Origin of the sequence: Streptomyces sp. NPDC018964 (genome assembly GCF_044390325.1) — a bacterium.
Lineage (GTDB): Bacteria > Actinomycetota > Actinomycetes > Streptomycetales > Streptomycetaceae > Streptomyces.
The window spans coordinates 388585-413869 of the sequence record NZ_JBIRYZ010000004.1 but is presented as its reverse complement, the minus strand read 5'-3'; the positions used below and the strand labels follow the sequence as shown (position 1 = coordinate 413869).

General features: G+C 71.4%; 26 protein-coding genes. 13 read left to right on the top strand and 13 right to left on the bottom strand.

Annotation, left to right across the window (positions count from 1 at the left end):
- Positions 1–98 precede the first annotated feature (98 nt).
- The 4 genes from ACH5AO_RS09655 to ACH5AO_RS09640 all read right to left on the bottom strand — a co-directional run bounded on the left by ACH5AO_RS09655 (position 99) and on the right by ACH5AO_RS09640 (position 3953).
- Positions 99–1586 (bottom strand): GntP family permease, encoded by a 1488-nt coding sequence (locus tag ACH5AO_RS09655; RefSeq protein WP_398923533.1) that lies wholly within the window; start codon positions 1584–1586, stop codon positions 99–101.
- A gap of 123 nt (positions 1587–1709) precedes the next feature.
- Positions 1710–2120, bottom strand: a complete 411-nt coding sequence (locus tag ACH5AO_RS09650; RefSeq protein ID WP_398923531.1) for a RidA family protein — start codon at positions 2118–2120, stop codon at positions 1710–1712.
- 13 nt (positions 2121–2133) lie between these two features.
- Positions 2134–2892, bottom strand: coding sequence for an IclR family transcriptional regulator (locus tag ACH5AO_RS09645; RefSeq protein ID WP_398923530.1), 759 nt, complete (start codon positions 2890–2892; stop codon positions 2134–2136).
- The gene (locus ACH5AO_RS09640) at positions 2889–3953 is read right to left on the bottom strand and encodes a sugar kinase (protein ID WP_398923651.1); all 1065 of its coding nucleotides are present in this window, start codon (positions 3951–3953) and stop codon (positions 2889–2891) included. The genes ACH5AO_RS09645 and ACH5AO_RS09640 overlap by 4 nt, the downstream gene beginning before the upstream one ends.
- 159 nt (positions 3954–4112) lie before the next feature.
- Here ACH5AO_RS09640 and ACH5AO_RS09635 point away from each other — a divergent pair, with 159 nt between their 5' ends.
- Both ACH5AO_RS09635 and ACH5AO_RS09630 read left to right on the top strand, forming a co-directional pair.
- Positions 4113–5384 carry an amino acid deaminase gene (locus tag ACH5AO_RS09635; protein WP_398923528.1) on the top strand — a complete coding sequence of 424 codons (1272 nt, stop codon included), beginning with the start codon at positions 4113–4115 and terminating at the stop codon, positions 5382–5384.
- 9 nt (positions 5385–5393) lie between these two features.
- Positions 5394–7004, top strand: coding sequence for an amidohydrolase family protein (locus ACH5AO_RS09630; RefSeq protein ID WP_398923526.1), 1611 nt, complete (start codon positions 5394–5396; stop codon positions 7002–7004).
- A 38-nt stretch (positions 7005–7042) separates the two neighbouring features.
- Here ACH5AO_RS09630 and ACH5AO_RS09625 read toward each other — a convergent pair whose 3' ends face one another.
- The gene (locus tag ACH5AO_RS09625) at positions 7043–7978 is read right to left on the bottom strand and encodes a serine protease (protein ID WP_398923524.1); all 936 of its coding nucleotides are present in this window, start codon (positions 7976–7978) and stop codon (positions 7043–7045) included.
- A 290-nt stretch (positions 7979–8268) separates the two neighbouring features.
- Here ACH5AO_RS09625 and ACH5AO_RS09620 point away from each other — a divergent pair, with 290 nt between their 5' ends.
- Together ACH5AO_RS09620 and ACH5AO_RS09615 are read left to right on the top strand one after the other, a co-directional pair.
- Entirely contained in the window at positions 8269–9480 is a 1212-nt protein-coding gene (locus ACH5AO_RS09620) for a pyridoxal phosphate-dependent aminotransferase (protein WP_398923522.1), read from the top strand.
- 133 nt (positions 9481–9613) lie between these two features.
- Positions 9614–10039, top strand: coding sequence for a hypothetical protein (locus tag ACH5AO_RS09615; protein ID WP_398923520.1), 426 nt, complete (start codon positions 9614–9616; stop codon positions 10037–10039).
- Between the two features lie 129 nt (positions 10040–10168).
- On the opposite strand, the gene ACH5AO_RS09610 is transcribed toward ACH5AO_RS09615, so the two are convergent.
- Both ACH5AO_RS09610 and ACH5AO_RS09605 read right to left on the bottom strand, forming a co-directional pair.
- Positions 10169–11455, bottom strand: coding sequence for a serine hydrolase domain-containing protein (locus tag ACH5AO_RS09610; RefSeq protein WP_398923518.1), 1287 nt, complete (start codon positions 11453–11455; stop codon positions 10169–10171).
- 334 nt (positions 11456–11789) lie between these two features.
- Entirely contained in the window at positions 11790–13580 is a 1791-nt protein-coding gene (locus tag ACH5AO_RS09605) for an Ig-like domain repeat protein (protein ID WP_398923516.1), read from the bottom strand.
- Between the two features lie 291 nt (positions 13581–13871).
- On the opposite strand from ACH5AO_RS09605, the gene ACH5AO_RS09600 reads away from it, so the two are divergent.
- Positions 13872–14009, top strand: a complete 138-nt coding sequence (locus tag ACH5AO_RS09600) for a hypothetical protein (protein WP_398923514.1) — start codon at positions 13872–13874, stop codon at positions 14007–14009.
- Here ACH5AO_RS09600 and ACH5AO_RS09595 read toward each other — a convergent pair.
- Together ACH5AO_RS09595 and ACH5AO_RS09590 are read right to left on the bottom strand one after the other, a co-directional pair.
- Positions 14002–14277 carry a DUF397 domain-containing protein gene (locus ACH5AO_RS09595; protein WP_398923512.1) on the bottom strand — a complete coding sequence of 92 codons (276 nt, stop codon included), beginning with the start codon at positions 14275–14277 and terminating at the stop codon, positions 14002–14004. The two genes, ACH5AO_RS09600 and ACH5AO_RS09595, sit on opposite strands and share 8 nt — an antisense overlap.
- Entirely contained in the window at positions 14258–15112 is an 855-nt protein-coding gene (locus tag ACH5AO_RS09590; protein WP_398923648.1) for a helix-turn-helix transcriptional regulator, read from the bottom strand. Before ACH5AO_RS09590 ends, ACH5AO_RS09595 begins: the two co-directional genes overlap by 20 nt.
- Before the next feature lie 180 nt (positions 15113–15292).
- Here ACH5AO_RS09590 and ACH5AO_RS09585 point away from each other — a divergent pair, with 180 nt between their 5' ends.
- The 3 genes from ACH5AO_RS09585 to ACH5AO_RS09575 all read left to right on the top strand — a co-directional run bounded on the left by ACH5AO_RS09585 (position 15293) and on the right by ACH5AO_RS09575 (position 16529).
- Positions 15293–15496 carry a hypothetical protein gene (locus tag ACH5AO_RS09585; RefSeq protein ID WP_398923510.1) on the top strand — a complete coding sequence of 68 codons (204 nt, stop codon included), beginning with the start codon at positions 15293–15295 and terminating at the stop codon, positions 15494–15496.
- Positions 15496–15912: an ATP-binding protein gene (locus ACH5AO_RS09580; RefSeq protein WP_398923508.1), complete on the top strand. Its 417-nt coding sequence runs from the start codon at positions 15496–15498 to the stop codon at positions 15910–15912. Before ACH5AO_RS09585 ends, ACH5AO_RS09580 begins: the two co-directional genes overlap by 1 nt.
- A gap of 257 nt (positions 15913–16169) precedes the next feature.
- The gene (locus ACH5AO_RS09575; protein WP_398923506.1) at positions 16170–16529 is read left to right on the top strand and encodes a hypothetical protein; all 360 of its coding nucleotides are present in this window, start codon (positions 16170–16172) and stop codon (positions 16527–16529) included.
- Positions 16530–16660: 131 nt separating this feature from the next.
- On the opposite strand, the gene ACH5AO_RS09570 is transcribed toward ACH5AO_RS09575, so the two are convergent.
- From ACH5AO_RS09570 to ACH5AO_RS09560, 3 genes are all read right to left on the bottom strand, one after another.
- Complete coding sequence (locus ACH5AO_RS09570) at positions 16661–16918, bottom strand: hypothetical protein (RefSeq protein WP_398923504.1); 258 nt, start codon at positions 16916–16918, stop codon at positions 16661–16663.
- Positions 16919–16952: 34 nt separating this feature from the next.
- Positions 16953–17570 carry an IS5 family transposase gene (locus ACH5AO_RS09565; RefSeq protein ID WP_398923502.1) on the bottom strand — a complete coding sequence of 206 codons (618 nt, stop codon included), beginning with the start codon at positions 17568–17570 and terminating at the stop codon, positions 16953–16955.
- 504 nt (positions 17571–18074) lie between these two features.
- The gene (locus ACH5AO_RS09560; protein ID WP_398923500.1) at positions 18075–18926 is read right to left on the bottom strand and encodes an enoyl-CoA hydratase/isomerase family protein; all 852 of its coding nucleotides are present in this window, start codon (positions 18924–18926) and stop codon (positions 18075–18077) included.
- 41 nt (positions 18927–18967) lie between these two features.
- Here ACH5AO_RS09560 and ACH5AO_RS09555 point away from each other — a divergent pair, with 41 nt between their 5' ends.
- Both ACH5AO_RS09555 and ACH5AO_RS09550 read left to right on the top strand, forming a co-directional pair.
- Positions 18968–19372: a winged helix-turn-helix transcriptional regulator gene (locus ACH5AO_RS09555; protein WP_382779621.1), complete on the top strand. Its 405-nt coding sequence runs from the start codon at positions 18968–18970 to the stop codon at positions 19370–19372.
- A 57-nt stretch (positions 19373–19429) separates the two neighbouring features.
- Positions 19430–20246 (top strand): IS5 family transposase gene (locus tag ACH5AO_RS09550; protein ID WP_398923647.1). Its coding sequence is split into 2 segments (ribosomal slippage): positions 19430–19788 and positions 19787–20246, totalling 819 coding nucleotides; the frame shifts between segments, so codons are not numbered across the junction.
- A 34-nt stretch (positions 20247–20280) separates the two neighbouring features.
- Here the strand turns inward: ACH5AO_RS09550 and ACH5AO_RS09545 are convergent.
- On the bottom strand, positions 20281–21042 hold the full coding sequence (locus tag ACH5AO_RS09545; RefSeq protein ID WP_398923498.1) for an NUDIX hydrolase: 762 nt from the start codon (positions 21040–21042) through the stop codon (positions 20281–20283).
- A 130-nt stretch (positions 21043–21172) separates the two neighbouring features.
- On the opposite strand from ACH5AO_RS09545, the gene ACH5AO_RS09540 reads away from it, so the two are divergent.
- From ACH5AO_RS09540 to ACH5AO_RS09530, 3 genes are all read left to right on the top strand, one after another.
- Positions 21173–22369, top strand: coding sequence for an AAA family ATPase (locus tag ACH5AO_RS09540; protein ID WP_398923496.1), 1197 nt, complete (start codon positions 21173–21175; stop codon positions 22367–22369).
- Positions 22370–22405: 36 nt separating this feature from the next.
- Complete coding sequence (locus ACH5AO_RS09535; RefSeq protein ID WP_398923494.1) at positions 22406–24043, top strand: VWA domain-containing protein; 1638 nt, start codon at positions 22406–22408, stop codon at positions 24041–24043.
- A gap of 154 nt (positions 24044–24197) precedes the next feature.
- Positions 24198–25274: a hypothetical protein gene (locus ACH5AO_RS09530; protein WP_398923492.1), complete on the top strand. Its 1077-nt coding sequence runs from the start codon at positions 24198–24200 to the stop codon at positions 25272–25274.
- Positions 25275–25285 lie beyond the last annotated feature (11 nt).

Below are 25285 nucleotides of genomic sequence, written 5' to 3'. Positions count from 1 at the left end.
CCGATCCGGTGCTTCCCCGGTTTCCATTGCAGCGCACGGGCCGGTCGGGTACGGGTCTGCCTCAGGTCACTTCCCGGTCGTCCGAACGCCCGGGCGGCTCATACGACGAGGCTGAGCGCGGCGGCGACCACGAACCCGGCCACGGACAGCACGCTCTCCAGTACCGTCCACGTCTTGAGCGTGTCCCGCTCGCTGATGCCGAAGTACTTGGCGACCATCCAGAAGCCGCCGTCGTTGACGTGCGAGGCGAAGATCGAGCCCGCCGAGATGGCCATGATGACCAGCGCGACGAACGCCTGCGAGTGGTCGCCCTCGGCCAGCAGCGGGGCCACGATGCCCGCCGTCGTCACGATCGCCACCGTCGCCGAGCCCTGCGCGACCCGCAGCACCACGGAGATCAGGTAGGAGAGGACGATCACCGGGAGGCCGACGTCGTTGAAGGTGTCCGAGAGTGCCTGGGCGACCCCGCTGGCCTTGAGGACGGCGCCGAAGACCCCGCCCGCGCCGACCACCAGCAGGATGTTGCCGACCGGCTTGAGGGAGGACGTGGAGACGGTCTCCAGGGACTTGCGGGACCAGCCGCGCCGGATGCCCAGCAGGTAGTACGCGAGGAACAGGGCGAGGGTGAGGGCCACGAAGGGGTGGCCGAAGAACTCGATGACCGAGCGGAGGGTGGAGGGGTCCAGCGCGATCGAGGAGAAGGTCGCCGCGAGGATCAGGACCAGCGGCGTACCGATGATGCCGAGGACCGTGCCGAGCGGCACCGGCGCCTCCCGCGGTGTGACACCGGAGGCGCGCTGCTCGGCGGCGACGGCGTCCTTGGCCTCCTGGGCGGCCTCGACCATGTCCTGCGGTACGGCGACGAAGATGCGCTTGCCGATCCAGGCGGAGTAGACCCAGGCGGCGGCGACGGCCGGCAGACCGCAGACGACGCCCATGAGGATGACCCAGCCGAGGTCGACGTGGAGCAGTCCGGCGGCGGCCACCGGGCCCGGGTGCGGGGGCAGGAAGGCGTGGGTGACGGAGAGGCCGGCGAGGAGGGGGAGGCAGTAGAGCAGGATCGACTTGCCGGAGCGCTTGGCGGCGGCGTACACGATCGGCGCGAGGACGAAGATGCCGACGTCGAAGAAGACCGGGATGCCGAAGATCAGACCGGTGAGGCCCATCGCGAGCGGGGCCCGCTTCTCGCCGAACAGGCCGAGCAGCCGTCCCGCCAGCACCTCGGCGCCGCCGCTGACCTCGAGGATCGCGCCGAGCATGGTGCCCAGGCCGATGATGATCGCGACATGGCCGAGGATGCCGCCCATCCCGGACTCGATGGTGGACACCGCGTCCGACCGCTGGACCGTGCCGAAGAGTTCGGTGACCGACAGACCCGCCAGCAGGCCGACGGCTATGGAGACGGCGAGCAGCGCGACGAACGGCTGGAGCCGGACCTTGATGATCAGGAAGAGGAGCAGCGCGATGCCGATGGCGGCGACGGTCAGCAGGCCCGCCGTGCCGTCGAGGAGGACGAGCAGTCCTCCGGTGTGCGGTGGTGCCTCGGCCGGTGCGGAGGCGGCGAGCGGGAGGAGCGGATGGGACATGCGGGGGTCCTCTGGGTAAGGGCATGGGGCTTTCGGGCAGGGGGGATCGCGGCACGGCGTCCCAGGGGTGCGGGACGCCGTGCCGTGACGTCGTACGGCGGTGCGGGTGGGGGGCGGCGCGGGTCAGCCGAGGACGGCGAGCGCGTCGATCTCGATGAGGAGGCCGGCGGGCAGACCGACGTAGACGGTCGTGCGGGCGGCGGGCGGCTGGGTGAGGCCCTGCTCCTCGAAGTAGGCGTTGTAGATCTCGTTCATCTCCGCGAAGTGGTCCACGTCGGTGAGGTAGACGCGGATCATCATCACGTCGTCCCAGCTCGCGCCGCCCTCTTCGAGGATCGCCTTGACGTTGGCGAGGGTCTGGAGGGTCTGCTCGCGCAGGGTGGGGCCGGCGGGGGTGGGCGGCTTGCCCTCCTCGTGCGGGAGGAAGCCGACCTGGCCGGCGACCTGGAGGATGTTGCCCTTGCGGACGCCGTGGGAGAACTTCGCGGGCGGGGTGGTGTGGGTGGCGGGGGTGAGCGCGGTCTTCTCGGTCATGCGGGGGTGTCCTTCACTGGGGTGCTGCCGGGGTCCGGCCGGAGTACTCGCCGCTGATCGCGTCCGCCGTACGGCGCACCAGCGGGAGCAGGGTGAGGAGTTCGTCGGCGGTGACGACGACGTTCGGCGCGGAGACCGACATCGCGGCGACCACCCGGCCGTCGGCGCCGCGGATCGGCGCGGCGACGCAGTTGATGGACTCCTCGTGGCCGCCGAGGTCGGTGGCCCAGCCCTGTTCGCGCACCTTGGCCAGTTCCTGGAGGAACGCGGCGGCGTGGGGCGTCGAACGGGACGTGTACATGGGGTAGTCGAGCTTCTCCGCGAGGGCGCGGCGCTCGTGTTCGGGCAGGTCGGCGAGGAGGAGTTTGGCGACGGCCGCGACGGTGATGGCGACCGGTTTGCCGATCCGTGAGTACATGCGGACCGGGTAGCGGCTCTCGACCTTGTCGATGTAGAGGACCTCGTTCTCCTCGTGGACGGCGAGGTGGACGGTGTGTCCGCAGGTCTCGTTGAGGCGTACGAGGTGGGCGTGGGCGATCTCGCGGACGTCGAGGTTCTCCATCGCCTCCTGGGCGAGGGCGAAGAGGCGGGCGCCGAGGCGGTAGCGCTGGTCGGACTGGCGGTAGACCAGGCCGTGCTCGTGGAGGGTGCGCAGGAGGCGCAGGGCGGTGGACTTGTGCACGCCGAGCCGGTCGGCGACCTGGCCGAGGTCGGCGGGGCCTTCCGCGAGCAGGGGGAGGATGCTCAGGGCGCGGTCTACGGTCTGGCTCATGGGGTGCGTGCCTCCTCTTCGGCCTGTTCATCGGCTTGGGTCCAGCCGGGGCCGAGTCGCAGTCTCCCCCACTCGGTGTCGTCGAGGGCGACGAGGCGCTCCGCGAGGGCGCGGGGTGGGGGTGGGGCGAGGTCGCCGGGGGTGGTGAGGGTGGCGGCGGCGGTGAGGTGGCCGTGGCGGAGGCGGGTTTTCAGCGGGAGGTTGCGTAGGGTTGCTGAAAGGAAGCCTGCTGCGAAGGCGTCGCCTGCGCCGGTTGTTGCGACTACGTCGACTTTGAGGGCGGGCGCGGCTGTGGCTGGGCGGGGGGACGTTGCGCAGCCCGGCGCTTGCGGGGTGCCGTCGCGCCCACCCGTGCCGCCCCAGCGGCACGACTGCCCGCGGAGGGTGGGGAACGCGACTGCTCCACGTGCTCCTTGCTTGACCACCAGGATGTCGGGTTCCGGGAGGGCTTCGCGGATGGAGGACGGGCCGCCTGTGATGCCCCAGGCTTCCTCTGCCTCGTCCTCTCCGACGAAGACGATGTCCGCGTCGCGGGCCAGGTCCAGGAGGACTTCCGGGCCGTGGGCGTCGCGCCACAGGGCCGGGCGGTGGTTGACGTCGAAGGAGATCAGGGGGCGGCCGGGGCGGGGAGCGGTGAGTTCGCGCATCAGGGTCAGGCAGTCGGCCGACAGTGCCGCCGTGATGCCGGACAGGTGCAGGATGCGGCCCGCGCGTACCGCCTCCAGGTCGAGGTTCGCGGCCGTCATCGCGGAGGCCGCCGAGCCCGCCCGGTAGTAGGCGACCTCGTGGGCGTCGGTGGAGCGGTCGCCGGCCGTGCGGAAGTAGACGCCGGTGGGGCGGTCCGGGTCGCGGCGGACGTGGGAGACGTCGACGCCGTAGCCGCCGATCGCCTCGACGAGGTGGTCGCCGAAGCCGTCGGCGCCGACCCGGCTGACCCAGCGGGTCGCGTGGCCCGCCGCCGCGAGCGCGCACACCACGTTGGACTCCGCGCCGCCGATGCCCCGGTCGAAGGAGGGGACGTCGGCGAGGCGGCCCGGCCGGGTGGGCAGGAACGTCACCATGGACTCGCCGAGCGCGACAACGTCCACGGCGTGGCTCCTTCTCTTCTGCGGGTGGGGCGGTCTCCGTTGACCGCACGTGGCCGAGATGTTAGACAGCGTTAAGCGATATACGCAATGGGTGTTGCAAGCAATGCAACATGCCTGATCAGGGAGGTTCCGATGGTCCTCGACGCTCTCGCCCACCTCACCGAGGAACGGGTCGACCACCGCTTCAAGGGCCTCCCGCCGGACGCCGAGGGGCTGACCGTCGGTGAGCTGGCCGCGCAGCGCCGCAACCTCTTCACCGACGGCTTCACCACCCCCGTGCTCGCGCTCTCCGCCGAGCGCCTGGAGCACAACCTGAGGCTGATGGAGACGTACGCGGCCCGGCACGGGCTCGCCTTCGCGCCGCACGGCAAGACGTCCATGGCGCCGCAGCTCTTCCAGCGGCAGATCGAGCACGGGGCGTGGGGCATCACGCTGGCCGTTCCGCACCAGGTGCGGGTGGCGCGGGCGTTCGGGGTCCGGCGGGTCTTCCTCGCCAACGAGCTGGTGGACGCGGCGGCCCTGAAGTGGATCGCCGCCGAGCTGGACGCCGACCCCGGCTTCCGGTTCGTCTGCTACGTCGACTCCGTGCGCGGGGTCGAGCTGATGGACGCGGCCCTGAGCGAGGCGGGAGCCTCCCGCCCCGTGGACGTCGTCGTCGAGCTCGGCGCCGGTGAGGGGGCCCGCACCGGGGCGCGGACGGAGGACGAGTGCGCCACCGTCGCCGACGCGGTGGCGGGCGCGCGCCGGCTGCGGCTGGCCGGGGTCGCCGGGTACGAGGGCGAGGTGCCGCGAGCCGATCCGGAGCGGGTGCGGGCCTGGCTGCGGCGGCTGGTGGCGCTCGCCGTGGACTTCGACAAGGCGGGGCGGTTCGCGGGGCTCGACGAGATCGTGGTGAGCGCGGGCGGCAGTGCCTGGTTCGACGCGGTGGCGGACGTCTTCGCCGAGGTCCCGGAGCTGTCCGCGCCCGTGCTGAAGCTGCTGCGCTCGGGCGCGTACGTCTCGCACGACGACGGCCACTACCGCGAGCTGACCCCCTTCAACCGGGTCCCGGAGGAGGGTGCGCTGGAGCCGGCGTTCCGGCTGTGGACGCAGGTGGTGTCGCGGCCGTCCGACGGGCAGGCGTTCGCCAACGCGGGCAAGCGGGACGCGGCCTACGACCTCGATCTGCCGTTCGCCCAGGTGGTGCGCCGGGACGGGAGCGAGCGCCCGGCCACCGGGATCTCGGTGACCGGGCTGTCCGACCAGCACGCGTGGCTGCGCACCACCGGGGAGGCCGATCTGGAGGTCGGGGACTGGGTGGGGCTCGGGCTGTCCCACCCGTGCACGTCCTTCGACAAGTGGGAGCTCATCCCCGTGGCGGAGGCGGACGGCACGGTGGTCGACTACATCCGTACGTTCTTCTAGGAGGCCGGCATGGAAGAGCTCGTCATCCGGGACGCGGACGTCGTCGACGGCTCCGGCGCCCCTTCGTACCGCGCGGACGTGGTCGTGGACGGCGGCCGCATCGTCTCCATCGTGAAGGAGGCGGCGGACGCGGGCTGTCAGCGCCCGAAGGCCCGCCGTGAACTGGACGCCGAGGGGCTGGTGCTGGCCCCCGGCTTCATCGACATGCACGCCCACAGCGATCTGGCGCTGCTGCGCGACCCCGACCACAGCGCCAAGGCCGCGCAGGGCGTCACCCTGGAGGTCCTGGGCCAGGACGGGCTGTCGTACGCGCCGGTCGACGACCGCACGCTCGGCGAGGTGCGCCGGGCGATCGCCGGCTGGAACGGCCCGGGCGACGACGTCGACTTCGACTGGCGGTCGGTGGGCGAGTACCTGGACCGGCTCGACCGGGGCATCGCCGTCAACGCCGCGTACCTGATCCCGCAGGGCACGGTCCGCGCGCTCGCCGTCGGCTGGGAGGACCGCGCGGCCACGCCCGCGGAGCTGGACCGGATGCGGCGGCTGGTCGCGGAGGGCATGGAACAGGGCGCGGTCGGCATGTCGTCGGGGCTGACGTACACGCCCGGCATGTACGCCGAGGGCGCCGAACTGACCGAGCTGTGCCGGGTAGTGGCGTCGTACGGCGGCTACTACTGCCCGCACCACCGCTCCTACGGCGCCGGGGCGCTGGAGGCGTACGAGGAGATGGTGGCGCTGACGCGGGAGGCCGGCTGCCCGCTGCACCTGGCGCACGCCACGATGAACTTCGGCGTGAACAAGGGCCGGGCGCCCGAACTGCTGGCCCTCCTCGACGACGCGCTCGACGCCGGCGCCGACATCAGCCTCGACACCTACCCCTACACCCCGGGCTGCACCACCCTCGTGGCGCTGCTGCCGAGCTGGGCGAGCGAGGGCGGTCCGGAGGAGGTCCTGCGGCGGCTCGCGGACGACGACACGGCCGAGCGGATCCGGCACCACCTGGAGGTCACCGGCTCGGACGGCTGCCACGGCGTGCCCGTGGAGTGGGAGACCATCGAGATCTCGGGCGTCGGCGACCCGGCACTGGGCGCGTACGTGGGCCGTACGGTCCTGGAGTCGGCGCGGGCGCGCGGCGCGTCGCCCTGGACGGTCGCGCGGGAGCTGCTGCTGAAGGACAGGCTCGCCCCGACGATCCTCCAGCACGTCGGCCACGAGGAGAACGTACGGGCGATCATGCGGCACCGGGTGCACACCGGCGGCTCGGACGGCATCCTGCAGGGCGCGAAGCCGCATCCGCGGGCGTACGGGACGTTCCCGCACTACCTCGGGCACTACGTACGGGAGTTGGGGGTGCTGTCGCTGGAGGAGTGCGTGGCGCACCTGACCTCGCGCCCGGCGGCACGGCTGCGGCTGCCGGACCGGGGGCTGGTCCGCGAGGGGTACAAGGCGGACCTGGTGCTGTTCGACCCGGGGACGGTGGCCGCGGGGTCGACCTTCGCCGAGCCCCGGACGCTGCCGACGGGCATCCCGTACGTGCTGGTCGACGGGCGGTTCGTGATCGAGGACGGGCGGCGCACGGACGTACTGGCGGGGCGGGCGGTCCGCGGGACTCCCCGCTGACCGCCCGCCCCTGCCGCCCGCCCCCGCCGGCCGGCCCTCTACGGCTTGGGGACGGCGCAGCCGCTCGCGCGCAGGTCGAGCTTGTTGCCCACGCCGAAACAGGCGGGGAACAGGTGCGTCTGCTGGGCGTAGTTGATGCCCTGGCGGACCGTGACCCTCCCGTTCTCGTCGACCTCGCACGGGTTGTCGAGCGTGCAGCGCTCGCCGTCCGTGTTGCCGGTGTTGTTGACGGCGACCACCCGGCCAGTGGCGTCGTCGACGACCGGTGAGCCGGAGGTGCCGCCGATGGTGTCGCAGGCGGGGGTGTAACGAACCGAGTCCTTCCAGGTCCAGTCCCCCTCCTTCACGCGGTACGCGAACCCGTCGATGGAGCAGTTGTAGATCCGCTTCCAGTACCCGGACACCACACTGATGGCCGTACCGGCCGTCGGGCGGGTGGCGCTCAGGGTCAGCGCGTCGATGCCGTACGCGCTCTTGATCCGCGCGTACGTCGTGCCCAGCCGGTAGATCGCGGCGTCCGTGTCGGTCATGGTCGCGTAGACGAGCCGGTCGGCGCGCAGGGTGGTGACCCTGGAGCCGGCGGAGTTCAGCAGTCCGAAGGTGCGGCTGGACGCCCGGTCGACGAGGACCTGGCCGGGTTCGAGGAAGCCGCTCTCCAGGCAGTGGCCGTTGGTGAGCACGAGTGCCGGGTCGCTGTCCGCCGAGCCCGGCATGCGGACGACGGAGCCGGAACAGTTGCTGAGCGAGACGGTGCCGGCGAAGTCCACCGTGCCGGCCTTCGGCGCGGTGAGTCCGGACAGGAGGTCCGCCGCGGCCCCGACCGTGTCGTCGACGAGATCCGTCAACGTGGTGGCCGGGGCCGCGTCCGTGGTCGTGTCCGCGCCCATGGGGGAAGGCGCGGCGGCGACCGCGGGGGCCGCGCCCGCCCCGGCGAAGGCCAGGGCGCAGAGCGCGACGACGAGAGGTTTTCTCATGGGGTCCCCTCTAGCGGCGTCGGGCGACCGGGAATCCTCCGACCGCCCACGAAATTGTCATGCGCATTGTCAGCATGCGGACGACGAGGGGACAAGGCCTTGTTTCCAGCCGGTAACCGGGCGCCCCCAGGGTCACCCGAACCCGCGGAGGAAGAGGGGGTCACGGCGGGGAGGGCCGGTGTGAAGGTGATGAAGGCGCGCCCCCCTGGGGACACAACCGCCCGAAACGACACGTCTCACGTGGCGGAAGACACGGCCCGAAGGGCCATACCGGGCCGTAAGCTCCCAGCATGCAGGTGATCCAGTCGACCAAGCTCGCCAACGTCTGTTACGAGATCCGGGGCCCGGTGCTCGAGGAGGCGATGCGGCTGGAAGCGGCCGGTCACCGCATCCTCAAGCTGAACACCGGCAACCCGGCGGCGTTCGGCTTCGAGTGCCCGCCCGAGATCCTGGAGGACATCCTCCGCAACGTGTCGACGGCACACGGCTACGGCGACGCGAAGGGCCTGCTGGCCGCGCGCCGGGCGGTCGTCATGCACAACCAGACCCTCGGCATCGAGACCGACGTCGAGCACGTCTTCATCGGCAACGGCGTCTCCGAGCTGATCGTGATGGCGATGCAGGGCCTGCTGGACGACGGCGACGAGGTGCTCGTCCCCGCGCCCGACTACCCGCTGTGGACGGCGGCCGTCTCCCTCTCCGGCGGCACGGCGGTGCACTACCGCTGCGACGAGCAGTCCGACTGGATGCCGGACCTCGCCGATGTGGAGCGCAAGGTCACCGACCGCACCAAGGCGATCGTCATCATCAACCCGAACAACCCGACCGGCGCGGTCTACGACGAGGCGGTCGTCAAGGGCCTCACCGACATCGCCCGCCGCCACAACCTGCTGGTCTGCTCCGACGAGATCTACGACAAGATCCTGTACGACGACGCGAAGCACATCCCCACCGCCTCCGTCGCCCCCGACCTGCTCACCCTCACCTTCAACGGCATGTCGAAGGCGTACCGGGTGGCCGGCTACCGGGTGGGCTGGATGTCGATCTCGGGCCCGCGCGCCCACGCCGACTCCTACATCGAGGGCCTGACCATCCTGGCGAACATGCGCCTGTGCGCGAACATGCCGGGCCAGCACGGGGTGGTCGCGGCGCTCAGCGGACGCCAGACGATCAACGACCTGGTGCTGCCGGGCGGGCGGCTGCGCGAGCAGCGGGATGTGGCGTACGAGCTGCTGACCCAGATCCCGGGCGTGAGCTGCGTGAAGCCGAAGGGGGCGCTGTACCTCTTCCCGCGGCTCGACCCCGACGTCTTCAAGATCAAGGACGACCGGCGGATGGTGCTGGACCTGCTGCGCCGCGAGAAGATCATGGTGGTCCAGGGCACCGGCTTCAACTGGCCGGAGCCGGACCACTTCCGGGTGGTGACCCTGCCGTCGGTCACCGACCTGCGGGACGCGGTCGGGCGGATCGCCCGCTTCCTGGACGGTTACGGCCAGCACTGAGGCCCCCTCCCCGGGCGGCCCTTCCGCGAACCGGGCAACCTTTCCGTGAACCGGACGGCCCTTCCGCGAACGACTCAACTTTAGACTGAATCCAATGTAGGATGGTTTCCTGTTGCATCACAGGAGGCCATCCATGTACGAACCGATCCGCGCCAAGTCGGTCCACAGCACGATGGCCGGCACCCCGCACGACTTCCCCCACCGTTCCCGTGAGGAAGAGCTGGACATCCAGCTCGCGGGGCATCTCGCCGCGCTGCTCGCCGTCACCGACGAACTGCGCGCGGTGGCCCCCTCGGCCGATCTGGACGCCGCGGCCGAGCGGCTCGCCGGGCAGGTGGCCCGCCTGCGGGGAGGACGTACGCCGGCCCGCGCGTCGGCGACCACGACGGGCCGCGCGCCGAACGCGGCGGCCCTGCACCGGCGGGCCCACGCGCTCGCCGGCCGCGCCCTGGTCGTCGCCGCCTCCCGCGCCGACACGGCGGCGGCGATCCTCGCCGCCGAACGGATGGACGCGCACACCGCGGCCCTGGAGCCGCGCCCCCTCGCGTCCTCCCACTGAGCCCCCGCGGGGGCTCCCCCGACGGCCCCGGTCCGCGTGCACCCGCAGAGACGCGCGGACCGGGCGCCACCTTTCCTCCCGGCCGGGGCATACCACCGTCGTGCCACGCCGGCCGGCTCGCGAGCGGGACTAGACGGACGGACGGCCCGCCGGGACACCGCCGGTCAGCGGGGAGTCGTCGATGCGGGGCAGCCGCGTGAGCCGCTCCCGGCGGGCCTCCGGGCTCGCGGCCCCGGCCTCGGCCGGACAGAGCGCGCCGACGACGTACGCGCCGAGGGCGTTGTCGATCGGGTGCACCCGCGGTACGCCGTTCTCGTCGAGCTCCTGGTACTTCATCAGGTTCTGCGCGACGGCCATCTGGCGCTTGCCGTCCCGGCTGGACAGCGCGATCGTGCCGGCCCCGAACACCGCGCCGTCATGGCCCCAGAAGCGTCCGCAGGGCAGGTCCAGGGCGTAGATGCCGAGGCCGTAGTCCATGCCGGAGACGGGGACCGTGCGCGTCATCTCGTCGAGGGACGCCGCGCCGACGAGCTTCCCGCCGAGCAGGGCGCGGTAGAAGCGGTTGAGGTCGTCGGTGGTGGAGACGACCGATCCCGCCGTGTACGCCCACGACATGTCGTAGACGCTGTAGTCGCGGGGCGGGTCGATCAGACCGTAGAACGACTCGTACATCCGCGGGTGCGGGCCCTTGATGTACGGGGTGCGCGGCAGGTACGTGTGACGCAGCCCGGCCCGGTCGATGACGTGGCGGGTGAGGTACGTGGCGGCCTTCTGGCCGGTGACCTTCTCCAGGAGGAGCCCGGCGATGACGTAGTTGGTGTTGGAGTACGTACCCGGCACCGAGCCGGGGCTTCCGGTCGCGGGGGCCGCGAGGCCCAGCCGGACCAGTTCCCGCGGGCCGACGGAGCGGAAGCGCTCCTCGTCGAGGCTGGCCGCCGAGCCCCGGGTGAGGGAGGGGAAGGCGCCCGCGATGTAGTCGCCGATCCCGCTGGTGTGGTTGAGGAGCATGCGTACGGTGATCCGCCGTCCGCGCTCCCCGGGTATCAGGTCCGGCAGGTAGTCGGAGACGGGCGCGTCGAGCCGGATCCGGCCGCGCTCCGCCTGTTGGAGCAGACCCACGGCGGTGAAGGTCTTGCTGATGCTGCCCACCCGCTGCCGCATGCCCGGCGTGACCGGGCGGCCGGTGTTCACGTCCGCGACGCCCGCCGCCCCGGTCCACCACTCGCCGCCGTCCCGGACGGACGAGAAGACGCCGTACATGCCCGCCTCGTGGACGGCGTCCAGCGCGTCGTGCAGCGCGGTTCCGTCCAGGGACGTGGAGCCTTGGGGGCCGGCGACGGCCGGTTGGGTGAGAACGGCGGTGGTCGTCAGCAACGTGGTGCCCAGGATGGCTCCGAGAAGTCGGGCAATGCGCAACTTCCTGTCCTTTCAATCGCCTTCGAGACCGACGGATGATCGATCCGGATCATCTTCAGGGGGAACGGACGGCCCTCACATCCGTCCGGGGAATGATCGGAAACCGGCCTCCGGCCACCCGCGCGTGCGGACGACCGGCCGCCGCGAAGGGGACTTGAAGGACGTCTCCCCCCGTTGTCCCGTGCGGGGGTCCGCGGCTGACGCCGGTTCACGGGGGCCCGCACGGCATACGCGCGGTCGGGGGCCGGGGATGCCGACGCCGACGCCCGCGCCGGCCCGGGATGCCGGGCCGGCGCGGGTCCTCCCGGGAGCACCCCTCCCGGGAACCGCGGGGTCAGCGGGTGACGTAGACCGTCGCCGACGCCGTGGACGCCTCGTGCAGGTCGTCGCCGGGCCAGCTGACCGTGTAGGTCGTCTCCTTGCGGGTGCGCGGCAGGTCGTCGATGGTGAAGGTGCCGTCGGCGGCGACCGTCACCGACGACAGCGTGCCGGTCCCCTTCCGGTCGGTGCGCTCCACCTCGAGCACGGCCCGCTCCGGCAGCGCCTTCCCCTGCGCGGTGAACGTCCCGGTGATGTGGACGCCCGTGCTCATCGACGCCTCCTCCGGGGCGGTGAGCGCGATCGAGCCGGCCGCCTTGCCGACGGACACGGTGTGGGTGACGTCGGTGGCCGGGCGGTGGGTGAGGTCGCCGAGGTAGGAGACGGTGTAGGTGGCGTCGCCGATCAGGCCGGGCTCGTCGAGGACGGTGTAGGAGCCGTCCTCCTTGACGGTGAAGGTGCCCAGGTCGTGGGTGCCGTCCGCGTCCGTGCGGGTCGCCTTGACCTTCAGCGGCTCGGCGGGCGCCGGTCCGTCGTGCTCCAGCCGGCCCCGCACCGACAGCGGCTCGCCCACGACGGCCCGGGCGGGGCTGTGGGTCAGCGTTTCACCGAGGCGGACGTCGTACTGGACGGCGGGGGGCCGGATGATGTGCAGCCAGTACTGGTTGCCGGCCGCGTTGGTGGTGACCGCGAAGAGCCGGGAGCCGTCGGCGGACCATTCCGTGCCGCGCGGTACGACCCGGTCGCCGTCCTGGCTGCCCTCGAAGGCGAACTCCAGCGGCGCGGTCGGATCGGTCGGGTCGGCGGGCTGGACCAGCAGGTCGGGGGTGGCGCCGGTGGCCGAGGCGCCGCGTGCCACGTACTTTCCGTCGCCGCTGAAGGCGACCGAGCTGGCGGTGGCGCCCGCGGGCAGGGCCTGGTAGCCGTTCGCGGCGTCCGACAGGTCGCCGGTGTTCAGCAGCCGGGTGCCGGCGGAGGCGTCGGCGAGGGCGACCTTCGTGCCGTCCGGGGAGACGGCGATGTCCTTCAGGTTCAGGGCGCCGTTGCCCGCGCTGTCGGCGAACCGGCGGGTGGCGTTCCGTACGGGGGTCTCTCCGCTGCCGTCGAAGACGCTGACGAACGGGTTGGGCGCCGAGGAGTTGAGCACCCCCTGGCCCATCACAAACGTGTCGTTCGGGCCGCCCTCCAACAGGAGCTTGCCGGAGTCGTTCCAGCCGGTGCGCTGCCAGCCACCGTTGACGACCGCGTCCACGTGGGACGTGGCCGTGGAGCACAGGGGGAGAGGGTCGGCCACCTGCGAGGTGTAGTACGGCTTACCGCCCGCGACGACGACTTCCCGCCCGCAGTAGTCGTTGTTGGCGTTGGCCGTGCTCTTGAGAGCGAGCGTGGTGGTGTCGTACGCGGAGATCCGGTAGCGCTCGCCGGCGTAGAGCGTGCTCGCGTCGGCGCTGAGCGCCAGGCCGGAGACGTGGTAGTCGGTCCTGATGGTGGAGATCCGCTCGCCCTGGAAGGTGTAGACGGCGATCTGACCGTCGTTGGAGCTGGAGCCCACGGCGGCGTCGGCGAGGAAGACGCGCTGGTGGACACTGTCGACGGCCAGCGCCGAGTACGTGGTGAACGGCAGTTTGGCGACGGCGTCGGCGGTGGCCGCGTGCGCCGCGGGCGCGACGGCGACGGTGAGTCCGGTCCCGGCGAGTGCGGCGGAGAGAACGGTGGCCGAGAGACGTCTGGATCGTCGTGCTGTATTCAACTGTGCCCCCCACAGGCTGTGTCGGCGACCCGCACGGGAAAGCCGCCCCCCAACCATGGAACGGGGAACAGCCGTTCGGGTCGTACAAGATCGGGAGCGTACACCGGCACACCGCGCGTAACGGCGGGTTTCCGACGGCGTGGCGCCGCGCCGGTCGCACGCCGAAACGGCGCTGTCAGCGGCCGTCCTCGGGGTCACTGCCGGATTCACCGCATCAGGGTGACCGGAAAGGGGCGACTCCACCCGCGTGTTCACGCATGGGTGGTACGGCGACCTGGGCGCTGCACCACAAGCCCTACCGGTGCCGTACGGCGTGGAGTTGGTGTTCGGTGTCCGCCCCGGAGCCCGGTGCGACACCACGGCCTCCGGGACGACGCCTACATGCTGTTCCTCGGCAACGAGGTCTACCTGCCGGCCTGCCCGAAGCGCTGCGACCCGGCGGCCGTCCTCCCGGTGAACCAGAGCTGCCGGTCTCGGATCATTTGAGGGAGTCGACGAAGGACGTCCAGGCCGGGGCCGTGATGGTGAGGACCGGGCCGTGGGGGACCTTGGAGTCGCGGACGGGGACGACGGTGGTGTGGGCGTCGCAGACCTCGAGGCAGTCGCCGCCGTCGCCGTTGCTGTAACTGCTCTTGCGCCAGCGGGCGGCGGCGGGGAAGACTTCGGCTACCTCCACACAGTTGCCGCCGCTGCCGTTGCTGTAGCTGCTCTTGCGCCAGACGGCCGTGCTCAAGTCAATCTCGTTGCTTGCCATTTCCGCCATCCTCAGCCGCTTGCTCGATCAGGGCCAGGGACGCCTCCGGTGGCAGTGCGGCGGCCCTGAGCAGATCGTACGACCATCGGTACTCCTTCACGAGGCCCGGATCGTCGATGGTGTCTCCGCTGTGCAGCGCCTCTGTGTAGACCAGCGGTGGCGCGTCGGAGAACGTCATGATCATCGCAGTGCCCAGCATGAACGGGTGCGCTCCACAGTTCCACGGAAGGATCTGGGGAACGATCCGGTGCCGCCTTGCCAACGCGGCGATGTGCTCCCACTGTTCTGACGCCTGGTCCGGCGGAACAATCGGCTGCCGAAGCAGAGACTCGGACAGAATGGCCCAGTACACCGGAGTCTTGTGGTTCTCCTCGAAGAGACGGGCACGCGCCAGTCGGGCTGTGGCCTTCTCCTCCACCTCCTCACCCGGCGCCAGCGGGTGGGTCGCCCGCACCACCGCCCGCGCGTACGCCTCCGTCTGCAACAACCCCGGAATCAGCGTCGGGCACCACTCCTCGATGGTCTCCGCGTGTTTCTCCGCCTCCAGCACCCGCTCGAAGTAACTCGCGTGCCCCCGCCGCTTCGCCCTCCGCACGTCCTCGCACCGTCGCCGGAAGAACCCGTCCGTGCCGAGCACCTTGTCCACGTGCTCGGCCAGTTCCGTCGGCATCCGCCGCGTCCCGCGCTCGATCTCGCTGAGGTGGCTCGGGCCGTAGAAGCTGCCCTCGACCAACTGCTGGAGCGTCAGTCCCGCCTCCTCCCGTTTCCAGCGCAGCTCGCTGCCGTAGAAGGTCGGGACGCCCGTCGAACCGTCGATGTCCTTGCGCTGCCCCATCATTCACCGTCCTTGGTGTTCCGTTACCGCCCGCTTCCCGGTGTTTCCCCGGCCCCTACCAACCTCCTGACCGCATACGTGCAGTTCAGGACCGGGATGCCGAAGGGCTGTCACGCTACGCCGAACGGCGGCAGAGTGTGAGCGGTTCGTCACACAGAGCACCGAAAGGCGTGAACCCCCATGCACAGCCCCACCGAAGCCGACGCCTGCGCCGAGGAGTTGCGGGCGGCGCTCGCCGCGCACGGCATCACCCTGCCGTCCCTCGGCGTCGACCTCCCGACCCTCGCCGCCGGCTGCCCGGTCCGGCCGCTGATCGCGCTCGGCAACTGCAACCTCCTCACCGCCCGGGCCCTGACCGCCGCCCTCCGCGAGGGTGCCGCGTGATGCGACCGGAGACGACGCTCGAACTGCTCGCGACACCGGCCGAGGTGTCCGCCGTACGCCGTGCCCTGCGCGACTACGGCGACGACGTCCAGCTCTGCGCGAGCGAACTCGTCACGAACGTGGTCCAGCACCTCGGCGAGGGCGTTCCCGTCACCGTCCGGGTCTCGTGCGACGACGGCGGACGCACACGCCTGGAGGTGACCGATCCCGACCCGCGTGCGCTGCCCGTCCTGCGGGCGGCCGTGGACGTCGACGCGGAGTCGGGGCGGGGGCTCGCACTGCTGGACGCGCTCGCGGTGAGGTGGGGCGTGGCGCACGGGCCCGGCGGCAAGACCGTGTGGTGCGAGCTGGACGCGGAGCCGGGAGGGGGAAGCGCTGCCTCAAGCCATGGGCCGGTGTCAGTGGTATCCGGTTGAATGACGGCCACGGACGACGCGGGGAAGCTGGAGCGGGGAGCTTGGCACAGTAGTCGCGGTAGCGGGCGACGGGGCCGTCGAAGGCCCAGGGCTCCAGTCCGGTGAGGCTGGGGCGCAGCCAGGTACTGAAGGTTGTCCCGTGACTGCCGACTACAGCCGCTGAGCGAAGCCGGAAACCGGGTGGCCGTCGTGCTCGAGCTGTCGATACCGTCGAGCTCCCGGCCGGCCGCATCGGCGGTTGCTTCGTCCAGAGAGTGATGTCCGTGAGCAGCCAGCGAGCAACGACGACCCTGTGGCGTCCCACCGGACCCGAGGAGCTGGCGCTGGTGCAGGAGCTGGACTGGCGTGCCTGGCCGCCCCGGCTCCCCGAGCAGCCGATCTTCTACCCGGTTCTCAACGAGGACTACGCCGTCAAGATCGCACGGGACTGGAACGTCAAGCATGACGGCGCGGGCTTCGTCACCCGCTTCGAAGTCGAGTCCGACTTCCTGCGCAGGTATCCGGTCCAGCAGGCAGGCGGACGGACGATCCTGGAGTTGTGGGTACCGGCCGAGGAGCTTGACGAGTTCAACGCCCATATCGTCGGCAAGATCCAGTTGGTTCACGAGTTCCGCTGAGCCGCGGAGGCTCCGTGGAGTGGCGGACCGACCCGATGCGGTGATCAGTCGGGCTCTTCGAAGGAATCGGCTTCGGAACGCGGGGCTGGTGCGAGGGCCGGCGGTGAGTTCGGTGTCGGTGTGCCGCGGGCTCATGAGCCGGTGTAGAGCCGTCGCAGGTCGACCAGGACCACCTCGCCCCGGTCCGCGGCCGCACGCAGTTCCGGTTCGAAGCCGGCGCCGCTGTAGCAGGCGGGTCTGGCGTGGCTGGTGTCGACGCCCCGCGCGGCGAGCAACTCCAGCATGCGGCGCAGGCGTTGCAGGTGCCCGAGGTGCATCACCTTGTTCCACTTCGCCTCGCCCACGGACAGCAGGATGCCCTGGTCCTGACCGATCGCGCCGTGCACCACGACATCGGCTTCGATGCCGGTGTAACTGATCGTTTCAGAATGAGGTTCGTGGGCGTCGCAAGCAGATGATGCTGCAGGCGAGTGGGGGCAGGCCAAGGTGGAGGTCGGCGCGTATCTCGTAGCGGATGCGCAGGCGTTTGAACTGGTGGAGCCGGGCGAAGGTCCGTTCCACGACCCAGCAGGTCTTGCCCAGTCCCGATCCGTGCGGGACGCCTCGGCGGGCGATCTTGGGTGTGATGTCGCGGGCTCGGAGGATGCGGCGGTACTTGTCGTAGTCGTAGCCGCGGTCGGCGAAGAGCCGGCCTGGCCGGTGCCCCGGTCGTCCGCGAAGTCCTCGGGTGCGGGGGAGCGCGTCCAGTAGGGGTGTCAACTGGGTGACGTCGTGCCTGTTTCCGCCGGTCAGGGTGATGGCGAGAGGGGTGCCGTGCCGGTCGACGATCAGGTGGCGTTCGCTGCCCGGCCGTGCGCGGTCGACCGGCGAAGGCCCGGTGTGAGCCCCCCCCTTTGAGGGCTCGAACGTGTGAGCAGTCGATCGCAGCGTCGTCCATGTCCAGCAGTCCTGCCTTGCGCAGCTCGGCCAGGAGCACTTTGTGCAGGCGGGACCACACCCCGGCCTCGGTCCGGTCCCGCAACCGCCGCCACGCTGCTGCACCCGGTCTACTCGGCGGGTACATCTCTCCAGCTCACGTTCTTACGCAGTACCTAAAACGATGCCTCGCAGGGCCGCGCGGTCGTCCGCCGGCAGGCGTCCGGGATACCGATGACGGCGCGGCGGCCGGGTCGGCAGCAGCGGAGCGATACGTTCCCACAGATCATCCGGCACCTGGATCACTCTGCCGCCACCGGATCCGATCGCCAAGCCCTCACACCGAACTCATTCCGAAACAATGAGCCTTTTCCAACCCGGCTGCCAGCTCCGCTGACCATGGTCAGCGGAGCGTCCGGGCGCCATGACCAGTTACAAATTTACTGGTCACGACCTTGCTGCGGACCGGTGCGTTCAGCCGTCAGCAGGCCGCTGACCAGCACAGACGCGAGGTTGAAAAAGGCTCGATCAGCTTCACAGAGTTGAAGGCGGCCCGTACGGTCGTTCGACCCGAATTGCCAAACGGACCGTACGGACAACTTCCGCACTCCACCCGCGCAGGGCGACTCGTCACGAATGTCGGACGAGGTTCGCGCGCAGCACCTTTTCGAGGTTCAGCTCCACCTCGCGCGTGTGAACCCCGGCCGCGAGCGCTGCCCGGGCAAGCTCTCCGGACGCGGGAGTGAACGTTTCGCCGAGCAGGCGGTTTTCCGCGCGCAGTGCGTCCTCAAGCGTGCCGTCGGCCGCGTCGATTGCTTCGATAGCCGCGGCGCGGACACCGTCGGGCAGAGACGCGATGGCCAGTGCGACCCACTCGACATATTCATCCAGTTCTGCGGCGGGCAGAGCTCGGTTCACCCAACCCCACCGCTCGGCAGTCGCCGCGTCGACGAGCCCGCCTGTCAGCACGATCTCGAGAGCGCGAGCGCGGCCCACGAGGCGGGGCAGGTGGGCAGTTGCACCGGCTCCAGGGACGATGCCGATCAGTGCCTCGAACTGGCCGAACGCCGCAGTCTCGAGGGCCGCGAATCGCAGATCCAGGCTGGAGACCAGCTCGGCTCCACCGCCACGGGCGAGTCCCGCGACCTTGGCGATGGTGGTCTGAGGCAGACGCCGCCAGCGTTCATGAAGCCGCATCATCGGGCCCGTCCCGACAAGCGTCTCCTCCGCGACCGGGAGGGCGGCGTAGGTCGCGGGGTCCTCCACGAATGACAGGTCGCCGTGCGCCAGGAAGAACTCCGGATTAGCGCTCTGGACCACGATGACGTGCAGATCGGGATCATTCTCGGCCGATGCAGCGACGGCGTCCAGGTCGAGCATGAGCTGCGCCGTCATCAGGTTGACGGGCGGAACATCAATCGAAACCCATAGCACTCCGTCCTGGCGCTTGAGATTGAGGCTGGGCAGGGACCGTTCGGTCATGAGATTCCTTTGCTTGCCGGTATATCTGGTATACCTGGTGCATGGCAGGTACTTCAAAGAAACCTGGTATCCACGAAGATCGGGCCGGTCACGAGACCATCGTCGGCCCGCAGCGCGAGCTCCTGGATCAGCTGCTGGACAAGTGGGGTCATCTGCTGCTGGCCGCGTTGTGCCGGCAGCCGCGACGCTTCAACGAGCTCAAGAGAGAGCTCGATGGGGTCACTCAAAAATCGCTGACGCAGGCACTGCGACGGTTGGAACGCAACGGCCTCGTCGAGCGCCGGGTACTGATGCAACGCCCCGTTGCTGTGGAGTACCGGATCACACCGCTGGGCCGCACGCTTGAGGAGCCCTTCTCGATCCTGCGCTCCTGGACCGCCGACCACCTCCCCGAAGTCGAACGACACAGGGAGGCATTTGACAAAGGCGCGGACACCCTTCACTGAATTTTTTCGGGATGAGTTCGGTGTGAGGGCTTGGCGATCGAATCCGGTGGCGGCAGAGTGGTCCAGGTTTCGGATGATCTTGTGCCTGATGATCTGTGGGAACGTGTCGCGCCGCTGCTCCCTCCTCGCCCGCCGAGGCGTCGGCGGTATCCGGGCCGCCTGCCGGTGGATGACCATGCGGCTCTGCGCGGGATCGTCTACGTCTTGCGCACGGGTGTGACCTGGGCGGATGTGCCGACCGAGACGATCGGCCGCAGCGGGGTGACGTGCTGGCGGCGCCTGCGGGACTGGACCGAGGCCGGCGTCTGGCCCCGCCTGCACGAAATCCTCCTCGCGGAACTCCGCAGAGCCGGCCTGCTGGACATGGAGGACGCCGCGGTCGACACCTCGCACGTCCAGGCCCTCAAGGGGGGCTCACACCGGACCTTCGCCGGTCGACCGCGGCCGCCCCGGCAGCAAGCACCACCTGATCACCGACCGGCACGGAACGCCGCTTGTGGTGTCGCTGACCAGCGGAAACCGTCACGACGTCACCCAGCTCATACCCCTGCTGGACGCAATCCCCCGCATTCGCGGCCTGGTGGGCTGGCCCCGTCACCGGCCGCGGCGGCTGTTCGCCGACCGCGGTTACGACTACGACAAGCACCGACGACTCCTCCGCGCTCGCGGCATCACGCCGAAGATCGCCCGCAAGGGCACCGCCCACGGATCCGGCCTGGGCAAGACCAGGTGGGTCGTCGAGCGCACCTTCGCCTGGCTCCACCAGTTCAAACGCCTGCGGACCCGCTACGAGACACGCGCCGACCTCCACCTCGGACTGCTCCACCTCGCTTGCAGCATCATCTGCTTGCGACGACTCCGAACCTCATTCTGAAATGATCAGTAAGAACGAGCGGAACCGGTCCGCGTCACTCCCCCAAGCGTGCGGACGCGGTGCGTGGAGGGCCGGGGACGGGCCCGCGGCCGCCGTGGCGGCGGAGGACCGGTGCCAGGTAGGGCACGTGCGGGCCGGTGAGGTCCGCCAGGTCGGTGGGGGTGCGGACGAGGGCGAGCCGGTCGAATTCGGGAACGCGGCCGAGGGCGCGCTCGGCCGCCGTGAGGGCCGTGTAGCGTTGGCGCAGCCAGGCCGCGGGGCGGGGCGGGGCCAGGAACAGGACGCCGACGCTGCCCTTCGCGCCCCGGGTGACCTGCCAGGGGGTGAGGTCGTCGGCCGGGATGTCGATGCCGGTCTCCTCGGCCAGTTCCCGGGCCGCGTGGCGGCGCAGGGCGGCCGGGTCGAGGGGCTCGCCGTCCGGCGGGGGCTCGACCGAGCCGCCCGGGAGCTGCCAGCGGCCGGGGGAGGCCGTCCAGGACGCCGGCCGCCCGATCAGCAGCCGCCCGTCGTCCGCCGGCTGCGCCACCGACACGAAGAGGGACGGCAGTCGTACGGTCGCGCCGGGCACCTTGCGCAGGACGTAGTACCGGTACGTCGCCCGGACCCAGGTCAGGACGAGCCCGTGGCGTGCGTCGCGCTCCAGGCCCGTGCATCCGGCCACCGGTCCGTCGAAGAGGGCGGGGTTGGCCCGGACCGCGGCGTCCCAGGCGTCGTCCATGGCGCGACGGTCCCGCGGGGACAGCCGGGGCGGCGGGGCTTCGACCAGCCGCAGCCGGTCGGCGGCGAAGAGATCCATGCCGGGACCGTATCCGTGGCCGGGCGGTGGCCGCCGCAGACGACGCCTGGTGCGGCAGGCACTTGGCGTAGTTTCGGGGGAACGGCCGTATCGGCAAGCCCCATGGGGCGTCACAGGCGAGGAGTGGAGCATGGACGACGCGCGGGACACGGCCCGGCGGCTGCGCGCGATCTGCGACGAGTTGTCGGACCGGTTCTACGAGCGGGCGGACGTCGTACGGACGCTGGTGGTGACGTTGCTGGCCGGGCGGCACTCGCTGGTGCTCGGCCCGCCCGGTACGGCCAAGTCGGAGCTGGCGCGGGAGCTGACGGGCCGGATCGAGGGGGCCTCGTACTGGGAGATCCTGCTGTCGAAGTTCACCGCGCCGACGCGGATGTTCGGGCCGATCGACGTCGCCGCGCTGGCGCGGGGCGAGTACCGGCAGGTGTACGACGGGCGCGCGACGACCGCGCACATCGCGTTCATCGACGAGATCTTCAAGTGCTCCACGGCCGCGCTCAACGAGACGCTGGGCTACCTCAACGAGCGGATCTACCACCCCGAGAACGGGGGCGCCCCGATCCGCTGCCCCCTGATCGGGGCCATCACCGCGAGCAACGAGCTCCCCGACGGGGAGGACTCCGCCGCGATCTACGACCGGCTGCTGGTGCGGATCGAGGTCGGCTATCTGGAGGACCCCTCGAACTTCGCCGCGCTGGTGCGTTCCGCCGTCGGCCGCCCGGTGGCACCGGCGCCGCCGACCACCGTCGGGCTGGCCGCGTTGCAGTACGCCGTGACGGAGGCCGTCCCGGCCGTGGAGGTGCCGGACGTGATCGTGGACGCGGTGGTGACGCTGCGGGCCGCCCTGCGCCGCAAGGAACTCGTCGCCTCCGACCGGCGGTGGCGGCAGGCGGTGGGACTGCTCCAGGCGTCCGCGTACCTCGACGGGCGTACGACGGTGGCGGAGACCGACCTGTCGGTGCTGACGCACGTGCTGTGGGACTCCCCCGCCCAACGCCCGGTCGTGGAGCGGGAGGTGCTGCACCTGGTCAACCCGGACGCCAAGGAGGCGCTCGACCTGGCCGACGTCATCGAGGAGCTGGAGGCGCAGCTCGACGCGATGGCCGGGCAGTCCCGGGAGGCGCTGAGCGAGTGGGTCATCAAGAACGCCCACAACAAGCTCGCCATGGCGGGCAAGCGCCTGGAGAGGCTGCGGGAGGAGGCGGCGAACGCCGGGCGTTCCACCGCCGCCATCGACCGGGTCACCGGCCGTCAGCGCGCCGTCCGCGCCCGTGTCCTCACCGAGGCCCTCGGTATGGACGCGAGCATGGTGCGGGCCCAGCTCTGAGGCGGCACGATGGGTGACACAGACAACACGGGTCATATGGGTCACGCGGGTAGCACGGGTGACCCGTGCAGCGGACTCGGCGAGCTGGCGGGGCGCGCCGGGAAGTGGCTGGCCCTGTCCGCCGCCGCCGAGCGGCACACGGCGGCCGTGGTCGCGGGCCCGTTCGACCGGGTCGTGTGGCGGGACGTGTACGAGCGGTCGGCGGGGTTGCGCGAGCTGGCGGCGGAGCTGCGCTCCCGTCACGACCACACCACCGACCTCCTCACGGACGTGTTCCTGGCCGCGTACCAGGCGGCCCCGCGGCTGCGCGACCGTACGGAGATGGCCGCCTCCCACTCGGTCAACCACCAGGTCGTCGCCGCCCTGCTGCACTCCCCGGAGTCCGCCGGACTGCGCCGGGAGACGGCGGGCGACTCCTACGCCGCCGCGATGGCCGTACTCGCCCAGGCCTCCGCGCTGCGCGGGCTCCTGGAGCGCTGCCGGGACGCCCGGGACCGGGCCGGGCGGGCGGACAGGGCCCGGCGGGACGCCTCGGCCGCCGCGGCCGCCGTGAGCGAGGCGCTGCGGCGGGCCGCCGACGAGGCCGACGAGGACGGTGCCGTCCCCGCCCCGGCCGCCGACGCCGTACGGCGGGCGATCGGGGCCGCCGAAGCCGCCGAGGCCGGCGCCCGGCAGGAGGCCCGGACCGCCGCGCAGGCCCTCGCGGCGGCGCTCCCCGGTATCCGTGCCGCCGCCCGGGACGCGGCGGCGACGGCGGCGACCGCCGTCCGGCAGGAGGCGGCGCTGATGCGGGCGTGGGGCGTCGGCGCCGGGGAGCTGGAGCGGATGCCGTTCGACGAGCGCGCGCGGCTCGCCGAGCGGCTGCGTGCCGGACGGCTCGCCCGGTGGGCCGAACTGATCGGCCGCTTCCGGCGGATGGCCGACGGCGAGCGCGCCCGCAAGGTGGAGAACGCCACGGGTGAACTGGTCGGCGTCACCCTCGGCGACGACCTCTCCCGGGTCGTCCCCTCCGAGCTGGCGGTCCTCGGCGTGCCGGAGCTGCGCGCGGTGTTCGCCGCGCGGTACGCGGCCGGGGAGCTGATGCTGTACGACAGCCAGGGCGAGCAGACCACCGGGCAGGGCGCGATCATCGCGTGCGTGGACACCTCGCACTCCATGTACGCGGAGGGGCCCGGCGGCGTCACCCGGGAGGCGTGGTCCAAGGCGTGCGCCCTGGCCCTGCTCGACCAGGCCCGCCACGCCGGGCGTGACTTCGTCGGCGTCCTGTTCTCCGCCGCCGACAAGATCCGGGTCTTCCGCTTCCCGGGCGGCCGGCCCGCCGAGGTCGCCGACGTCCTGGACTTCGCGGAGACCTTCCTCGGCGGCGGCACCGACTTCCAGCGGCCGCTGGGTGCGGCCGTGGACGTGCTGGAGGAGGAGTTCGACGACACGGCCCGCGGACGCGGCGACATCGTGCTGATCACCGACGACGCCTGCGAGGTCACGGAGGAGTGGGTGCGCGGCTGGAACGACGCCAAGCGCCGCCTGGGCTTCCGCCTCTTCGGCGTGGCCGTCGCCACCCCGGACACCGCCACCGGGGCCGGGTCGGTCCTGGAGTCCCTGTGCGACAACCTCCGCACCGTCGAGGACCTGACGGACGTCCACACGGCCGCCGACCTGTTCCGCGTCATCTGACCCGGTTCACCACCGGGGTTGCGGGACGGGCACGCGGACCGGCCGCGGAGTAACTGCGGAGTGGCCGGTTCCCGTTGCGTACCGGTATCGCCCGGACACCGGCCGTTCACCGGCACCGCCGCGGAACGTTGGGTTCCGCAGGGATGCTCCGGACGTGAGACGAATCATGGGAATCGTCCTCGCGGTGCTGCTGGTCGGTGGCGTGGTGGCCGCCGTCGTCGCGGGCCGGGACGACGAGGAATCAGGCACGGCAACGAAGACCGTGCGCATGGTGATCGGATCGGAGAAGGCCGATTTCTTCGCCGATCCGGACGTGGTGGAGGCCCTCGCCGCCAAGGGCTACACCGTCGAGGCCGAGACCGCCGGGTCCTGGGCCATGGAAGGGCTGGACCTCGAGGGGTACGACCTCGCCTTCCCGTCCAGCCGGGCGCCCGCCGCCGAGCTGGCCGAGAAGCACGGGGTCCGGGGGATGCTCCCGCGCCCCTTCTACTCGCCCCTCGTCGTCGTGTCCCGCCGCGGGGCCGCCGAGGTGCTGGCCGCGAACGGGCTGGCCGAGCTCGACGAGGAGAACCCGGGCACGCTGAAGATGGCGGCCTACCTCGACGCGGCCGAGCGCGACCGCACCTGGCAGCAGCTCGAGGGGTCCGGGAAGTACGGGGAGCTGACCGGCACCCTCTACATCTCCAGCACCGACCCGGAGAGCTCCAACTCCGGCGCACTGTACCTGGCCGCCGCCTCCTACGTCGCCAACGGCGGCAAGGTGGTCGCGAGCGACGCCGAGGTGGAACGCACCGCTCCGCTGCTGCGCAAGCTGGTCGGCGTCCAGGGCGCCCAGCAGACCGGCACGGACGCGGCGTTCCGGGACTTCGTCAGCGGCGCCGGCAACCCGCTCGTCCTGGTCTACGAGTCCCAGGTGGCGGCGCTCCTCGACGAGCAGCAGAACGCGGACGACCTCGTCGTCCTCTACCCGGACACCACGGTCAACAGCGACCACACCGTCGTCCCGCTCACCGACGACGGCCGGGAACTGGCCGGACTCCTCGGCACCGACCCCGACTTGCGCAAGCTGGCCGTCCGGCACGGCTTCCGCCCGCAGGGCGACATGGCCGAGTTCGCGGCCGCCGCCGTGGGCCGCACCGCCTACCTCAAGCAGCGACTGACCGGCGTCCGCCAAGCGCCCGTGCCCACCTCCGCGGTGCTGCGCGAGCTGGCGCGACGGGCGCGCGGATAAGGGGGATCACA

Excerpts from the sequence above, each read along its gene's own strand:
- ACH5AO_RS09555 (WP_382779621.1), top strand. The coding sequence starts at position 18,968 with ATGGCAGGTACTTCAAAGAAACCTGGTATCCACGAAGATCGGGCCGGT.
- ACH5AO_RS09635 (WP_398923528.1), top strand. The coding sequence starts at position 4,113 with ATGGTCCTCGACGCTCTCGCCCACCTCACCGAGGAACGGGTCGACCAC.
- ACH5AO_RS09590 (WP_398923648.1), bottom strand. The coding sequence starts at position 15,112 with ATGGGGCAGCGCAAGGACATCGACGGTTCGACGGGCGTCCCGACCTTC.
- ACH5AO_RS09585 (WP_398923510.1), top strand. The coding sequence starts at position 15,293 with ATGCACAGCCCCACCGAAGCCGACGCCTGCGCCGAGGAGTTGCGGGCG.
- ACH5AO_RS09640 (WP_398923651.1), bottom strand. The coding sequence starts at position 3,953 with ATGGTGACGTTCCTGCCCACCCGGCCGGGCCGCCTCGCCGACGTCCCC.
- ACH5AO_RS09545 (WP_398923498.1), bottom strand. The coding sequence starts at position 21,042 with ATGGATCTCTTCGCCGCCGACCGGCTGCGGCTGGTCGAAGCCCCGCCG.
- ACH5AO_RS09645 (WP_398923530.1), bottom strand. The coding sequence starts at position 2,892 with ATGAGCCAGACCGTAGACCGCGCCCTGAGCATCCTCCCCCTGCTCGCG.
- ACH5AO_RS09655 (WP_398923533.1), bottom strand. The coding sequence starts at position 1,586 with ATGTCCCATCCGCTCCTCCCGCTCGCCGCCTCCGCACCGGCCGAGGCA.
- ACH5AO_RS09540 (WP_398923496.1), top strand. The coding sequence starts at position 21,173 with ATGGACGACGCGCGGGACACGGCCCGGCGGCTGCGCGCGATCTGCGAC.
- ACH5AO_RS09595 (WP_398923512.1), bottom strand. The coding sequence starts at position 14,277 with ATGGCAAGCAACGAGATTGACTTGAGCACGGCCGTCTGGCGCAAGAGC.
- ACH5AO_RS09535 (WP_398923494.1), top strand. The coding sequence starts at position 22,406 with ATGGGTCACGCGGGTAGCACGGGTGACCCGTGCAGCGGACTCGGCGAG.
- ACH5AO_RS09560 (WP_398923500.1), bottom strand. The coding sequence starts at position 18,926 with ATGACCGAACGGTCCCTGCCCAGCCTCAATCTCAAGCGCCAGGACGGA.
- ACH5AO_RS09575 (WP_398923506.1), top strand. The coding sequence starts at position 16,170 with ATGTCCGTGAGCAGCCAGCGAGCAACGACGACCCTGTGGCGTCCCACC.
- ACH5AO_RS09615 (WP_398923520.1), top strand. The coding sequence starts at position 9,614 with ATGTACGAACCGATCCGCGCCAAGTCGGTCCACAGCACGATGGCCGGC.
- ACH5AO_RS09620 (WP_398923522.1), top strand. The coding sequence starts at position 8,269 with ATGCAGGTGATCCAGTCGACCAAGCTCGCCAACGTCTGTTACGAGATC.
- ACH5AO_RS09630 (WP_398923526.1), top strand. The coding sequence starts at position 5,394 with ATGGAAGAGCTCGTCATCCGGGACGCGGACGTCGTCGACGGCTCCGGC.
- ACH5AO_RS09580 (WP_398923508.1), top strand. The coding sequence starts at position 15,496 with ATGCGACCGGAGACGACGCTCGAACTGCTCGCGACACCGGCCGAGGTG.
- ACH5AO_RS09605 (WP_398923516.1), bottom strand. The coding sequence starts at position 13,580 with ATGGTTGGGGGGCGGCTTTCCCGTGCGGGTCGCCGACACAGCCTGTGG.
- ACH5AO_RS09650 (WP_398923531.1), bottom strand. The coding sequence starts at position 2,120 with ATGACCGAGAAGACCGCGCTCACCCCCGCCACCCACACCACCCCGCCC.
- ACH5AO_RS09625 (WP_398923524.1), bottom strand. The coding sequence starts at position 7,978 with ATGAGAAAACCTCTCGTCGTCGCGCTCTGCGCCCTGGCCTTCGCCGGG.